Here is a 13,493-nt window from a genome sequence, read left to right on the forward strand (position 1 = left end):
GTAAGTTTCCGACGGATGGCAGAGCGGGAGAATGGAATGCTGCGTTTCGGAATAATCTCAACGGCGAAAATCGCTCAGGATCACGTCATTCCGGCGATACAGGATGCGCAGAACTGCGTGGTCAGCGCCATCGCCAGCCGTGACCTCGCCAAGGCGCGCGCGGTGGCGGATCGTTTTTCCGTGCCCCACGCCTTCGGCTCCTATGAGGAGATGCTGGCCTCGGATGTGATCGACGCCGTCTATATTCCGCTTCCGACCTCGCAGCATGTGGAATGGACCATCAAGGCCGCCGATGCCGGCAAGCATGTTCTGTGCGAAAAGCCGATTGCATTGAAGGCAGAGGAGATCGACACACTCATCGCCGCGCGTGACCGCAACCGTGTTATCGTCTCGGAAGCTTTCATGGTCACCTATGCGCCCGTCTGGGCGAAGGTGAAGGAATTGCTGGCATCCGGCGCGATCGGCACACTGAAGCATGTTCAGGGCGCTTTCAGCTATTTCAACCGCGATCCCGGCAATATGCGCAATATTCCCGAACTGGGTGGCGGCGCCTTGCCGGATATCGGCGTTTACCCGACCATCGTGACCCGCTTCGCTACCGGCGCGGAGCCCCGGCGCGTACAGGCCGCCGTCGAGCGCGATAAGGAATTCGGCACAGATATCTATTCCAGTGTCAGGGCCGATTTCGGTGATTTCGAACTGAGTTTTTATCTGGCCACACAGCTTGCCGCCCGTCAGATCATGGTTTTCCATGGCACTGAGGGGTACATTGAGGTCAAGTCTCCCTTCAACGCCAATCGCTGGGGTGCGGAAGAGATCGAACTGACCAATCAGGCCCATAGCCAGTCGCAAATATTCCGGTTTCAGGATAGCCGCCAATACAAACTGGAGGCGGAGGCCTTTGCCCGTGCGGCGAAGGGTGAGGGCGACGTCGTGACGCTGGAAAGCTCGAGAAAGAACCAGCTTTTCATCGACGCTATCTACCGGGCAGCGGAAAAGGATGGCTGGGAGAGGGTTTAGTCCTGATCTTGCCGTTGCTTTTGAAGCCGCCAATAGCCGTAAAGCGCCAGCGCCAGCGCTGCGATTATTGAAAAGGCAAGCGGGACGAGCGGCTGCACGAGAGGATTGCGCCATTGCAGCAGGGCAAACAGGCCGACACTGACGATACGTGAGGTGAGCGTGACGGCATTCATCAGGAAGCTGTTCAGCCTGGCTGATGCCTCACCATTTGCACGGTTCAGCCGCCAGCTTGTTGCAAGCCCCGTTGCCGCGCCCGGCAAACGGGCGGCCAGCGGATCGACGCGGAGATAGAAAATAAGCAGACAGGTAACGGCAAGGTCGGCGGCCAGTCCGCAAATCTCGGTCAGCGCAAAGTGCGGACGCCTCAAGACCGTGGGCTTTTAGAGGGTTGGCTGGGTGGAACGCGGGCGCTGCAGCACCAGAAGGCTGAGGACGACACCCACGACACCGAAATTGTACCCGGCGAGCGCCAGAAGCAGCGACATCAAGGGCACGGCCGTGGAAGAAAGTGCAATCGCCACGCCATAGGCACCGATAATCATCATGCAGATGAAAACGATACTGAAAACCGAACGAAGCGCAACTGCGGTTACGCCGAGTGCTGTGGCGGTAAGAAAAATCATGATGCCGCCTCCTCTTTGGTTATCGGGCCTGGGGCAAGACGTAACGCCGTTTTCCCTAACGAACCCTTGTTTCCTCCTCCAATCCCCATTTTCCTAACTCGTTAGTTGAGGATATGGTTTCATCGCCGTTAAAATGAGGCTGGCCGGCGCCGGCATTTCCGAATCGACGGGTTTTGGTTACAAACGGGCATGAGCGATATCTTCTCCCACGCAGCATTGAGCAATCTTGCCGAGTTCTCGGTCTCCGAACTGTCGGGTTCCATCAAGCGCACGGTGGAGACGGCTTTCGAGCAGGTGCGGGTGCGCGGCGAGATTTCCGGCTATCGCGGTCCGCATTCTTCAGGACATGCCTATTTCTCGCTGAAGGACGACCGCGCCCGTATCGATGCGGTGATCTGGAAAGGCACCTTCTCGCGGCTGAAGTTCCGCCCGGAAGAGGGCATGGAAGTCATCGCCACCGGCAAGGTCACAACTTTTCCCGGCTCGTCGAAATACCAGATCGTCATAGAAAGCCTCGAGCCTGCCGGCGCCGGCGCGCTGATGGCGCTCTTGGAAGATCGCCGCCGGCGTCTGGCGGCGGAAGGGCTGTTCGATGCGGTCCGCAAGCGCCGGCTGCCCTTCATGCCGCATGTCATCGGCGTCGTTACCTCGCCCACGGGCGCTGTCATTCGCGATATTCTTCACCGCATTTCGGATCGCTTTCCGGTCCATGTGGTCGTCTGGCCGGTCAAGGTGCAGGGTGAAGGTTCGGGCGAAGAAGTGGCGAACGCCATTCGCGGTTTCAATGCGCTTCAGCCCGGCGGTGAGATTGCGCGGCCGGATGTGCTGATTGTCGCGCGTGGCGGCGGCAGTCTGGAGGACCTCTGGAGCTTCAACGACGAAATCGTCGTACGCGCCGCTGCCGAAAGCGAAATCCCGCTGATTTCCGCCGTCGGGCATGAAACCGATACGACCTTGATCGACTACGCTGCCGATGTGCGTGCGCCGACCCCGACGGGGGCCGCCGAAATGGCCGTGCCGGTGCGTGCGGAACTGGAAGCGCAGCTCTCCGGCCTTGCCGCGCGTCTTTCAGGCTCGGTATCGCGGCAGATGGACAATCGCCGTCAGGGCGTGCGGGCGCTGGTGCGCGCGCTGCCGTCGCTCGATCAGCTTCTGGCCCTGCCGCGCCGCCGTTTCGACGAGGCCGCGAGCGGTCTCGGGCGTGGACTGGAATTGACCACGCTGAACAAGCGCCGCGCCTTCGAACGGTCCGCCTCGGGTCTCAGGCCGGAAACCTTGTTGAACGGTCTCAAACAGCACAGGCAACGGATTACCGAGCGCATGCACCGGGCCGAGACCTTGGTGGAGCGCCGTCTGCTGCAGGGAAAAGGCCGTGTCGATGCCTTCGATTCCGCGCTGCGTTCGCTTCCCGCCCGGCTGCTCGGGCAGGTGGAGCGGCAGAAGGAGCGGGTCGTCACCGGCGCGCGCCGGGCCGATACAGCCGTATTGCACCGCATGACGCAGAACCGTGCAGGCCTTGCCGCCCATGACCGCATCCTGCAATCGCTCTCTTATAAAAATGTGCTGAAACGCGGTTATGCCGTGATCCGCGATGAGGAGAACCGGCCGCTGACCCGCGCTGCCGCTATCGCTTCAGGTGCTGTGGTCTCGATGGAATTTGCCGATGGCCGCGTCTCGGCCATCACGACGGGGGAGGGCGCGCCGTCCCCTGATAACCCCATAGTGCCAAAAAAGAAGCCGGCCAAACCGGCTTCTTCCGATCCGGGCAACCAGGGCAGCCTGTTCTGATCAGATCGACGCCGCATCCGAAAAACGGCGGCTGACGGTGAAGGTCTTTTCGATATCGGGATGCAGTTCCATGCCAAGGCCGGCGCCTGGCGGCACGGTGATCATGCCGTTCTTCACCTCAGGCAATGCGGTGACAAGATCGCGATACCAGGTCTTGTAGAAGGCGCGCACGCTTTCCTGCACCAGCGCGTTCGGCGCGTTGAGCGACAGATGGGTGGAGGCGCAGAGCACCACCGGCCCGGTGCAATCATGCGGTGCGACGGGCAGATGCCAGGCTTCCGCCATCGAAGCGATCTTGCGCGCCTCCGAAAGCCCGCCGCACCAGCTGATGTCCAGCATCACCACACCGGCAGCACCTGTCTCGAGCAGATCGCGGAAGGCCCAGCGGGAGCCGAGCGTCTCCGAGGCGGAAATCGGCGCGGGCGAAACGGCGGCATAACGCGTCAGGCTGGAAAGACTGTCCATCTTGATCGGGTCTTCATGCCAGAAGGTCTGGTAGGGGGTGAGCGCCTTGGCGATCTGCATGGCGGGCAGAAGCTGCCACATGGAGTGAAACTCCACCATGATATCCATCTTGTCACCCACTGCCTTGCGGATTTTTTCAAATGGCTCGAGCGCGCTTTTCAGGTCCGGCATCGAGATATATTGGCCGCGCGTTTTTTCCGCCGCCGCATCGAAAGGCCATATCTTCATGGCGGTGATGCCGTCTTCCAGCAGCGAATGGGCAAGCTCGTCCGCCCGGTGCAGGAAGCCGTTCAGGTCGTCATAATCCTTGCCGCCGGAAAGGCCATAATTGGCCGTCTGCTGCCCGGTCGCCTTCTTGATATATTCGGTGCCCGCGCAGGTGTTGTAGGTGCGGATTTCCTTACGGCTGAAACCGCCGAGAAGCTGGGCGATTGGCTGGTTCGTCGCCTTGCCGAAAATATCCCACAGCGCAATATCGAAGGCGGAGTTGCCGCGCACTTCCGCGCCCGATGAACGGAAGCCGAGATAACCGACGAGGTCATGCGCCAGAAGGTCGATCTGCAGCGGGTCGCGGCCGATCACGCGGGGGGCGATATATTCGTGCACATAGGTCTCCACCGTCTCGGCGCCATAAAAGGTTTCGCCAAGCCCGGTAATGCCCTCATCGGTGTGGACCAGAACCCAGAGCAGGTTTGCCCGTTCCGCCACACGGACGGTTTCCAGTTTCGTGATTTTCATGAAAGTGTCTCCTCCAGAGATTTTCGTCTGGGATTGCGTTGAAAAAATCAGGCTATGCCGGCGGCCAGAAGCGCATGCACGCTTTCATCGAAATGACGCGCCATCAGCGTTGAGGCCGTTTGCGGGTCACCGGCGGCAATGGCCTGCCCGATGGCGATATGAAGTTCCCCGGCTGCATGACGCTGCGCGTCGGATGTTCGGCTCTTCCATCCGATCGGCCATGTCTGGCGCGTCACGTTTTGAAAGGCGCCGAGAATGAGTTCGAAAACCGGGTTCTTCGAGGCTCGGGCAACGGCGAGGTGAAAAGCAAGGTCGTGTTCCATGACCTTGTCATTGTCACCGAAATCCCGCTCCATATTGTTGGCATGGTCGAGAATCGTGAGCGCTTCCGCATCCGTTCGCCTCAGTGCCGCGAGCGTCACGGTTCTGACTTCGATTGTGCGGCGCACATCGTAGATCTGCTGGATGTTGATCTGTTCGGTGTGAATGCCATGTTCGAACATCAATGACATTGCACCGTGATCCAGCGTCGCCACCGTCGCGCGCTTGCCGGCACTCACGTCGATCAACCGCATGGCCGAGAGGGACCGGAAAGCCTCGCGAACGACGGTGCGGGAGACACCGAGCTGTTGCGAGAGCGAAAGCTCGCTGGGGAGCTTTGCTCCCGGTGCAAGTTCGTTTTCGCGGATATGGCGGGTGATAGCGCCGATCGTGCTGCTGACGAGGCCGGACTCATGCGAAATGGCAGTTAACATTTTTCCTCCAACCTGTAGTACAGGTTTATGGAAAATTGCTTACAGGATTTTTTGCGGCGAAACAAGCGCCATCCCGGCGCCATTGTGTGTTTGTCGGGCCGAAAAGCCTATTCTTCGAAATCCCGCAAAAACCGTTTCAGCAGTCGGTTCAGCGTCGCACGCTCTTCTTCGCTGAGACCGGCGACCAGACGGTGCTGGTTTTCGACGTGAGCGCCTGCCGCTTCCTCGACAATGGCAAACCCCCGTTCCGTCAACGATATCAGGACGCTGCGCCGGTCGTTCGGGTTATGTATGCGCTCCACCAACCCGGCTTTCTCGAGCTGGTCGATCCGGTTGGTCATGGTGCCGGAACTCACCATCGTCATGGCCAAAAGATCGCCGGGGGAGAGCCTGTAGGGTGAGCCGGAGCGCCGCAATGTCGCCAGCACATCGAAAGCGGAAGAGGAAAGCCCGTGCTTCAGCAGCACCGCCTCCACCTCGCGGCCGAGATGGGTAGCGAGACGGTTCAGGCGCCCGAGCAGCCCCATGGGACCGACATCGAGATCGGGTCGCTCCCTGCGCCATTGCTCCAGAATGTGATCGACATGGTCCAACGGTTCTTTGCTCATCACCAAGGCATAACAATTGATGTCTTGACGTCAAGATAAAATCGGCTAGATTGCATTTATCTTGATCTAGAGATTCTTGAAATGAAGAAAAATCCGACTTATGCCGCCGATGTGCTGGTGACCGCCCTTGCCCCCGCCATCTGGGGAACCACCTATTTCGTGACGACCGAATTTTTGCCGCACGGCTATCCCTTTCATGTCGCGATGCTGCGCGCATTGCCGGCCGGCGTGCTTTTGCTGCTTTTCGTAAGAAAGCTGCCACACGGTATCTGGTGGCCGCGCAGCTTCATTCTCGGAGCGCTGAATTTCTCGTTCTTCTGGGCGATGCTTTTTGTGTCGGCCTATCGGCTGCCGGGCGGCGTCGCGGCAACGGTGGGCGCAGTCCAGCCCCTGATCGTAATTGGCCTTTCCCGCCTGTTTCTCGCGGCGCCCGTCCGGCCGCTGGCCATCGCGGCCGGTTTTCTCGGCATTGTCGGGGTCGCGCTTCTGGTTCTGGCGCCGGGCGCTGCGCTGGATGGTATCGGTGTGGCGGCAGGTCTTGCCGGCGCCGTCTCCATGGCTTTTGGAACGGTGCTGACCCGTAAATGGCGGCCGCCGGTGTCGAACCTCACATTCACCGCCTGGCAATTGACGGCGGGCGGCCTTCTTTTGCTGCCGGTCGCCTATTTCCTGGAGCCGACCCTGCCGACGCCGACAGCGGCCAATATTCTAGGCATGGCCTATCTGGGACTTATCGGTGCTGCCCTGACCTATTTTCTGTGGTTTCGCGGGCTTGCCCGCATCGAACCTTCCGCCGCCGCATCGCTTGGTTTTCTAAGCCCGGTCGTTGCAACCCTGCTCGGCTGGCTGGCGCTTGGCCAAAGCCTCACGCCAGCGCAGATCGTCGGTTTCGTTGCGGTACTTTTCAGCATCTGGCTCAGTCAGCGCAGCCAGTTGCCGAGATAGGTGTCGTCAGGCCCATTCGCCCTTGCGCATCACCGGAACCGTAGAGCCGTCCGGCTTCACACCGTCAATATCCACCTTGTCGGAGCCGATCATCCAGTCGATGTGGATCAGGCTTGAGTTGCCGCCCTGCGCCTTGATTTCATCCTGCGACAGCGAAGCGCCGTCGAGGAAGCATTTCGAATAGCATTGGCCAAGCGCAATGTGGCAGGAGGCGTTTTCATCGAACAGCGTATTGTAGAACAGGATGCCGCTTGCAGAGATCGGCGAGGAATGCGGCACCAGCGCCACTTCGCCGAGACGCCGCGCGCCCTCGTCGGTGTCGAGCACCTTGTTCAGCACCGCTTCGCCCTTCGAAGCCTTGGCTTCGACGATACGGCCGGCTTCGAACTTCACCTGGATGTCGTCAATCAGCGTTCCTTGATGCGATAGCGGCTTGGTGCTGGAGACGTAACCGTCGACACGCAGCGCATGCGGGGTGGTGAAGACTTCTTCCGTCGGGATATTCGGGTTGCAGGTCACGCCATTCTTGGCGGTGGAGGCGCCGCCATGCCATTCATGGCCGTCGGCGAGGCCGATCTTCACATCCGTGCCGGGGCCGGTGAAATGCAGCGCAGAGAAACGCTCGCCGTTCAGCCATGCCGAACGTTTGGCAAGATTAGCATTGTGCTCGGCCCAGGCCGCGACCGGGTCGGCCAGATCTACCCGCGACGCGGCGAAGATGGCGTCCGCGAGCTTGCGGACCGCTTCGTCTTCCGCGAGACCGGGGAAGACCTGCTTCGCCCAGGAGGGGTTCGGATAGGAGATGATGTTCCAGTTGATGTCGAAATTGGAAATCTTCTCCAGCGCCGGCTTGTAGGCCGTGGAGTTGGCCTTGTTGGCGCGGGCTATCTTGGCGGGGTCCTGTTCAGCCAGCAGCATGGGATTGTCGCCGGCAATCGCCAGCCGCGCCGCGCCATTGGCATAGGCCTTCGCCATGCCTTCATAAAGCCAGCCGGAAGCCCGGTCGAAATTGGCGTCGCTGGCGTGGCGATAGCGGGCAAGCGTGGTTTCTTCGTCGGAATAAAAGGTGGTGACCAGTCCGCCACCCGCCATATAGGCGTGTTTGGTCAAAAATCGCACCAGCGGCAGGGCCGCCAGCGGTGCGGTAATCACCAGATCCTGATCCTTCTGCAATTGCAGGCCGACCTTGACTGCGACTTCGGCCAGTTTTTCGAGTTTAACGGGATCGATGGGGGAAACGGTCATGATCTGCCTTCGTCTATTTCAATAGGAGGCGCCGACCATAGCCCATTCCTTCCGAAAGCCAAATGCTTTCAGGCGCGCATCCCGCGCTTCAATCGGCGACCAGCGGCGCGGCAATCGCCTTCAGTGCGCTTTGGGCATCGCGGGGCGAAAGCCTCACCTGCAGGCCGCGTTGTCCGCCATTCATGTAGACATAATCATGCGCCATGGCCCCGGCCTCAATGGCCGTCGGCACCTGTTTCTTCTGCCCGAAAGGGCTGATGCCACCGACATGATAACCGGTGGCGCGCTCCGCATCGGCAGGCCTCATCATGCTGGCGGATTTGCCACCGAAGGCGGCGGCCAGCTTCTTCATGCTGACCTCGCGATCCGAAGGGACGACGACGCAGACCGGCTTGCCATCGAGTTCCGCCATCAGCGTTTTCAGCACCAGATGCGGTGGCTCACCGATCGCCTCGGCCGCCTGCAGGCCGATGCGGTCGGCATTCGGATCGTAGTCATAGGTAACGGTGGTGAAGGCAACGCCGGCCTTGGTCAGCATTTGGGTGGCACGGGTTGTTTTGGACATGGCGGGCTGCGTTCACGCAAAAAGGGTCTGGTAGGTTTCAGGCTTGAAACCGACGGTTATCCTGCCCTTCGCTTCCAGCACGGGACGCTTGATCATGGAGGGCTGTTCCAGCATCAGCCCAATGGCCTTCTCACGGGTGAGATCGGCCTTCTGGCCGTCATCGAGTTTCTTGAAGGTGGTGCCGGCCCGGTTTAGAACCGTTTCCCAGCCCGCGGCATCGCACCATGTTTCCAGATGGGCACGGTCGATGCCGGCCGCCTTATAGTCATGGAAAGAATAGTCGACACCGTTGGCTTCCAGCCAGCTTCTGGTCTTCTTCATCGTGTCGCAGTTCTTGATGCCGTAAATCGTGACCGTCATGCCATCTGCCTCTTCGTCTCTAAAAGCACTTCCGGCATAACAAAATATCCGTCTTATTCAACCCGCCTCCTGAAGTGCCCTGCGCATATACCCGGTCCTGCCGCTTAAGCCATGCAAAATCGCAATGGCTGATATCCAAACGAGCGCGAGCAAAGCTGCATGGCTTCCCTGCTGCATCATGAGTTGTAGAACGGGCCTTAAATGCCCATTATCTGGGCATCAAAGATGGAGAGAAAAATGCGTCAGGTTGCAAAGACATCGCGTAACTTCTTCGGTGAAACTTTCGCCGTTCTCGGTGCAGCGCTCTCGGTTTCGGCCGCTGTTCGCGCACATCGCAAGCCTGCCCGCGCCGATCTCGAAGCCCTCGGCATCGACGGCAAGGCTTTCGACAAGGTACAGCTCTAAGCTGGTCATCCGTTGCGAGGCGATATCGCCTCGCTTGCGTTCGATAACCGGATCGGTTTTCGGCTGGCGCTGCGGATGTGCGGCTGGCGAAAGAAGCGGCGGATTCGCACAACAAGGTTCCGTATCATTCTCAATAGAGAATGCGGAAAATGTCGGCATGGATGCGGTGTGCCGCTTCAGGTGCATGTTATCGCACTGATGCCCTTTGTGTCGGCCGTTTCGAAGGTCCGATCACTTTTTCCGGCAAATTTAGCTGGCTTTCGGGCGGTTCATAACGCTCCGCTTTCGGCGAGAGTGCGAAGCGCCCGAGCAGTTCATGCCGTGTTTCGCCATTGTGGCTGAAAACGAGTTCGAAGCTCCCCGCCAGCCAGCTATAGGGTTTATCAGCCGGCATCAGTTCAATTTTCCCGCAGCCGTAGATAACGGTGAGATGTGGCGTATACGACGATGCGGCGACATAGGGCAGGTTTGTCCGCCGCAGGGCGCGCTGCACCATTTTCGCCAGAGCCTTAAGTTCCTGCATCTCGCGGCTGCTGTGTAGCGCCAGACTGTTGCGATTGCCGAACAGCAACGTTCCATCGAATGTGATTGGAACGGGCCGCGCCTTGATCTCCCCCAGCGCTGCCTTCAGCCTTTCTACCAGCCTGTGAGGCACGGTCTCGAAACCTCCGATACAGAGCAGGGTTATATGCAGAAGCTCCGGCGGATAGGCCTCACGCTTCGTCCGCCCTGCGGCATGGCGCGACGCATCGGCAAAAATTCGTTCCGCCAGAGCTGCCGGCGGTTTCACCGTGATCAAGAGCTTGCTGCTAAATCGCGGATTGAAACGCCGTATTTTCTCCGGCTCCCATCCTTCGAAGAAAAGCTGCCTTAAACCTCCTTCATCTGCCAACCCGAAACCCATAGCGATGCTCCACGGCCTTTGCCCGGGCCGGGATATTATCACCAACGGCAATAATTTAAAGAACAAAAAGAGAACGAAATCCTTGGGTGCCTACCCGATGCCGGGAAATAGCCCGTAGCGCCTGTTCGCAGCCGTAGGTTAAAACCACTTGGTGTTGACACTCTACCTACTAATTGGTAGATCATTCTTATGAAAAATCCACAGACCAAAGCAGATGAAATCCTCCGTTGCGCACGCTCCCTGATCATAAAGGGCGGCTATAACAGTTTCAGCTATGCCGACATTTCCGCCGTGGTCGGCATTCGCAATGCGAGCATTCACCATCACTTTCCCAGCAAGTCCGATCTGGTCCAAAAACTGGTTGCGCAATACAGGCAGGAGGCGGAAGCCGGTATCGCCGAACTGGAGCGAAACATTTCCGACCCGCTCGAACAGCTCCGCGCCTATATCGGCTATTGGGAGGGCTGTATCGCCGAGGCCACTCACCCCTTCTGCGTCTGCGCTCTGCTCGCCAGTGAAATTCCGGTTCTTCCTGAAACGGTCGCTCTTGAAGTGCGCGCGCATTTTCGAAGTCTCTCCGACTGGCTCACCGCCGTTCTGGAACGTGGCGTTGCCCAGGGGCGCCTCGCGCTGAACGGAACCACCAGAGCCAATGCTGAAATCTTCATGGCCACCGTGCATGGCGCGATGCTTTCCGCCCGTGCCCATGGTGATGCGACGACTTTTGGCGCAATAACCCGCCCCATGCTGGAGCGCATGACCGCTTGAAATCGCAGTTTCGCGAGGGAGCTCGATGCATGACCTGAGTGGCAGGCCACCGAAAAAATAGACCGTATCAAGCTGGCAGATTTGTCGATGACGGTCTGCTTCCCGGACCACCACGTCCTTTTGGACGAGAAAGGCAATCTCTCATGTTCGGAATTTCTCCGCTCGGCTGGATCCATACGCTTGGAAGCCTGCCGGCCATTCCCGCCGCCATTTACATGTTTGCGCGCCACGGTCGAATCGTTCCCCGATCAGCGCCAGGCACTCTTTATCTTGTCTCCATGCTGATTGGCGCTGCGACGGTCTTCCTCGTGGCACATCAGCCGATCAGTTACGGCGTTGGCGTCCTGACCATCCTGTTCCTGCTCGCAGGTTACGGCATCGAAGGCGTTCTCGGTTCAACGCGCATGGCCAGATATATCGAAACCATCTGTCTCAGCATCAGTGCGTTTCTTTTGATGGTCCCGACGGTGAGCGAAATCCTGCGTCGTGTTCCAGACGGTCACCCTTTGGTTACGGACCTGAAATCGCCGCTGCTTCTCGGCGCTCAGGCAGGGTTGCTGGCGATCCTCGTGGTCGGTCTGACCGCCCAGATTATCTATCTCGCACGGCAAAACAGAAACGCCGCGAACTAGTCGCGGCGTCATCTTTATAGGACTGTGTCGAGTATCGTCCTTATTCCCACTCGATCGTGCCGGGCGGCTTGCTCGTCACGTCATAGACGACGCGATTGATGCCGCGTACTTCGTTGATGATGCGGGTTGCCGCGCGGCCGAGGAAATTCATGTCGTAGGGATAGAAATCCGCCGTCATGCCATCCACCGAGGTTACGGCGCGCAGCGCGCAGACGAAGTCATAGGTGCGGTAATCGCCCATGACGCCCACGGTCTGCACCGGCAGCAGCACGGCGAAAGCCTGCCAGATGGTGTCGTAGAGACCGGCCTTGCGGATTTCATCGAGATAGATCGCATCCGCCTTGCGCAGAATATCCAGCTTCTCACGGGTAATCGTACCGGGGCAGCGGATTGCCAGGCCCGGGCCGGGGAAGGGGTGGCGGCCGATGAAGCTGTCCGGCAGGCCGAGTTCACGGCCGAGCGCACGCACTTCATCCTTGAAGAGTTCGCGCAGCGGCTCGACGAGCTGCATGTTCATCCGCTCGGGAAGACCGCCGACATTGTGGTGGCTCTTGATGGTGACCGAGGGGCCGCCGGAGAAGGAGACGCTCTCGATGACGTCGGGGTAAAGCGTGCCCTGCGCCAGGAAATTCGGTGCGCCCTTGCCGTCGGCGGCGATCTTGGCCGCTTCGGCCTCGAAGACCTCGATGAACAGGCGGCCGATGGTCTTGCGCTTCACTTCCGGATCGGAAACGCCCGACAGTTCGCCGAGGAACAGGTCGGCGGCATCCACATGCACCAGCGGAATATTGTAATGGTCGCGGAACATGCCGACGACCTGCTCGCTTTCGCCAAGTCGCATCAGGCCGTGATCGACGTAAACGCAGGTGAGCTGGTCGCCGATCGCCTCATGAATGAGGATGGCCGCAACCGAGGAATCGACGCCGCCGGAAAGCGCGCAGAGCACGCGGCCGGTGCCGACCTGCTCGCGGATCTTGCGGATCATTTCGGCGCGATAGGCCGCCATCGTCCAGTCGGATTTGAGCCCGACGATCTTGTGCACGAAGTTGGAGAGCAGCTTGCCGCCATCAGGCGTATGCACCACTTCCGGGTGGAACATGGTGGAGTAGTAGTGACGCTTCTCGTCCGCGGCGATGGCGAAAGGTGCGTTCTCGGAGGTCGCGATGACCTCGAAACCTTCCGGCAGCTTCGTCACGCGGTCGCCATGGCTCATCCAGACGGGATAGCTCTTGCCCTGTTCCCAGAAGCCTTCGAAAAGCGGACTTGCCTTCTTGATGTCGATATCGGCGCGGCCGAATTCCGCCGCATGGCCACCCTCGACCACACCGCCGAGCTGCGTGCAGAGCGTCTGCTGGCCGTAGCAGATGCCGAGGATCGGAACCTTGCTGTCGAACACCGCCTGCGGTGCGCGCGGGCTTCCTTCCGCCGTGACAGATGCGGGGCCGCCGGAGAAGATCACGCCCTTGGGCTGAAGCTTCTCGAACGCCTCTGCGGCATTCTGAAACGGATGGATTTCGCAATAGACCCCGGCTTCGCGGATGCGGCGCGCAATCAGCTGCGTCACCTGGCTGCCGAAATCGATGATGAGAATGCTGTCGGGATGGGCTATCTGGGTCATGGCGAGCCTTTAAAGAAAATGGCGGCTTTAGGCAACCCGGAAGCGGGCGTCAAA

The 13,493-nt window shown here is 59.6% G+C and carries 16 protein-coding genes; 6 read left to right on the forward strand and 10 right to left on the reverse strand.

The features are described 5' to 3' along the window. Nucleotides 1–36: 36 nt before the first annotated feature. Complete coding sequence (locus F3H58_RS15665; protein ID WP_149742824.1) at nt 37–1,020, forward strand: Gfo/Idh/MocA family protein; 984 nt, start codon at nt 37–39, stop codon at nt 1,018–1,020. On the opposite strand, the gene F3H58_RS15670 is transcribed toward F3H58_RS15665, so the two are convergent. Both F3H58_RS15670 and F3H58_RS15675 read right to left on the reverse strand, forming a co-directional pair. Then, a complete protein-coding gene (locus tag F3H58_RS15670) occupies nt 1,017–1,388 on the reverse strand; it encodes a hypothetical protein (RefSeq protein ID WP_149742825.1) in 372 nt (123 codons plus the stop codon). The genes F3H58_RS15665 and F3H58_RS15670 overlap by 4 nt on opposite strands. 12 nt (nt 1,389–1,400) lie before the next feature. Beyond that, nucleotides 1,401–1,643 carry a hypothetical protein gene (locus F3H58_RS15675; RefSeq protein WP_078051379.1) on the reverse strand — a complete coding sequence of 81 codons (243 nt, stop codon included), beginning with the start codon at nt 1,641–1,643 and terminating at the stop codon, nt 1,401–1,403. Between the two features lie 189 nt (nt 1,644–1,832). Here F3H58_RS15675 and xseA point away from each other — a divergent pair, with 189 nt between their 5' ends. After that, on the forward strand, nt 1,833–3,431 hold the full coding sequence (gene xseA / locus F3H58_RS15680; protein WP_149742826.1) for an exodeoxyribonuclease VII large subunit: 1,599 nt from the start codon (nt 1,833–1,835) through the stop codon (nt 3,429–3,431). Here the strand turns inward: xseA and F3H58_RS15685 are convergent, their stop codons facing one another. The 3 genes from F3H58_RS15685 to F3H58_RS15695 all read right to left on the reverse strand — a co-directional run bounded on the left by F3H58_RS15685 (nt 3,432) and on the right by F3H58_RS15695 (nt 5,997). Further along, complete coding sequence (locus tag F3H58_RS15685; RefSeq protein WP_149742827.1) at nt 3,432–4,634, reverse strand: mandelate racemase/muconate lactonizing enzyme family protein; 1,203 nt, start codon at nt 4,632–4,634, stop codon at nt 3,432–3,434. Between the two features lie 47 nt (nt 4,635–4,681). Next, on the reverse strand, nt 4,682–5,389 hold the full coding sequence (locus tag F3H58_RS15690; protein ID WP_078051376.1) for a FadR/GntR family transcriptional regulator: 708 nt from the start codon (nt 5,387–5,389) through the stop codon (nt 4,682–4,684). A gap of 107 nt (nt 5,390–5,496) precedes the next feature. Beyond that, nucleotides 5,497–5,997 carry a MarR family winged helix-turn-helix transcriptional regulator gene (locus F3H58_RS15695; RefSeq protein WP_188128943.1) on the reverse strand — a complete coding sequence of 167 codons (501 nt, stop codon included), beginning with the start codon at nt 5,995–5,997 and terminating at the stop codon, nt 5,497–5,499. A gap of 81 nt (nt 5,998–6,078) precedes the next feature. On the opposite strand from F3H58_RS15695, the gene pecM reads away from it, so the two are divergent. Next, complete coding sequence (gene pecM / locus F3H58_RS15700; protein WP_149742828.1) at nt 6,079–6,942, forward strand: 4-hydroxybenzaldehyde efflux transporter PecM; 864 nt, start codon at nt 6,079–6,081, stop codon at nt 6,940–6,942. A gap of 6 nt (nt 6,943–6,948) precedes the next feature. On the opposite strand, the gene F3H58_RS15705 is transcribed toward pecM, so the two are convergent. The 3 genes from F3H58_RS15705 to F3H58_RS15715 form a co-directional block, all read right to left on the reverse strand. Beyond that, nucleotides 6,949–8,187, reverse strand: a complete 1,239-nt coding sequence (locus F3H58_RS15705; RefSeq protein WP_149742829.1) for an aminopeptidase — start codon at nt 8,185–8,187, stop codon at nt 6,949–6,951. A gap of 88 nt (nt 8,188–8,275) precedes the next feature. After that, the gene (gene ybaK / locus F3H58_RS15710) at nt 8,276–8,752 is read right to left on the reverse strand and encodes a Cys-tRNA(Pro) deacylase (protein WP_125145165.1); all 477 of its coding nucleotides are present in this window, start codon (nt 8,750–8,752) and stop codon (nt 8,276–8,278) included. Between the two features lie 12 nt (nt 8,753–8,764). Then, nucleotides 8,765–9,112: an ArsC family reductase gene (locus tag F3H58_RS15715; RefSeq protein ID WP_149742830.1), complete on the reverse strand. Its 348-nt coding sequence runs from the start codon at nt 9,110–9,112 to the stop codon at nt 8,765–8,767. Between the two features lie 237 nt (nt 9,113–9,349). On the opposite strand from F3H58_RS15715, the gene F3H58_RS27245 reads away from it, so the two are divergent. Continuing rightward, on the forward strand, nt 9,350–9,517 hold the full coding sequence (locus tag F3H58_RS27245) for a hypothetical protein (RefSeq protein ID WP_003503889.1): 168 nt from the start codon (nt 9,350–9,352) through the stop codon (nt 9,515–9,517). Between the two features lie 187 nt (nt 9,518–9,704). On the opposite strand, the gene F3H58_RS15725 is transcribed toward F3H58_RS27245, so the two are convergent. Then, nucleotides 9,705–10,421 carry a 2'-5' RNA ligase family protein gene (locus tag F3H58_RS15725; RefSeq protein WP_149742831.1) on the reverse strand — a complete coding sequence of 239 codons (717 nt, stop codon included), beginning with the start codon at nt 10,419–10,421 and terminating at the stop codon, nt 9,705–9,707. A gap of 189 nt (nt 10,422–10,610) precedes the next feature. Here F3H58_RS15725 and F3H58_RS15730 point away from each other — a divergent pair, with 189 nt between their 5' ends. Then, nucleotides 10,611–11,189: a TetR/AcrR family transcriptional regulator gene (locus tag F3H58_RS15730; RefSeq protein ID WP_149742832.1), complete on the forward strand. Its 579-nt coding sequence runs from the start codon at nt 10,611–10,613 to the stop codon at nt 11,187–11,189. 143 nt (nt 11,190–11,332) lie between these two features. Next, on the forward strand, nt 11,333–11,821 hold the full coding sequence (locus F3H58_RS15735) for a hypothetical protein (RefSeq protein ID WP_065654663.1): 489 nt from the start codon (nt 11,333–11,335) through the stop codon (nt 11,819–11,821). A gap of 40 nt (nt 11,822–11,861) precedes the next feature. Here the strand turns inward: F3H58_RS15735 and guaA are convergent, their stop codons facing one another. Further along, nucleotides 11,862–13,439 carry a glutamine-hydrolyzing GMP synthase gene (gene guaA, locus F3H58_RS15740; RefSeq protein ID WP_149742833.1) on the reverse strand — a complete coding sequence of 526 codons (1,578 nt, stop codon included), beginning with the start codon at nt 13,437–13,439 and terminating at the stop codon, nt 11,862–11,864. Nucleotides 13,440–13,493: the final 54 nt, after the last annotated feature.

This window comes from Rhizobium sp. NFACC06-2, assembly GCF_900101425.1.
GTDB lineage: Bacteria > Pseudomonadota > Alphaproteobacteria > Rhizobiales > Rhizobiaceae > Agrobacterium > Agrobacterium leguminum.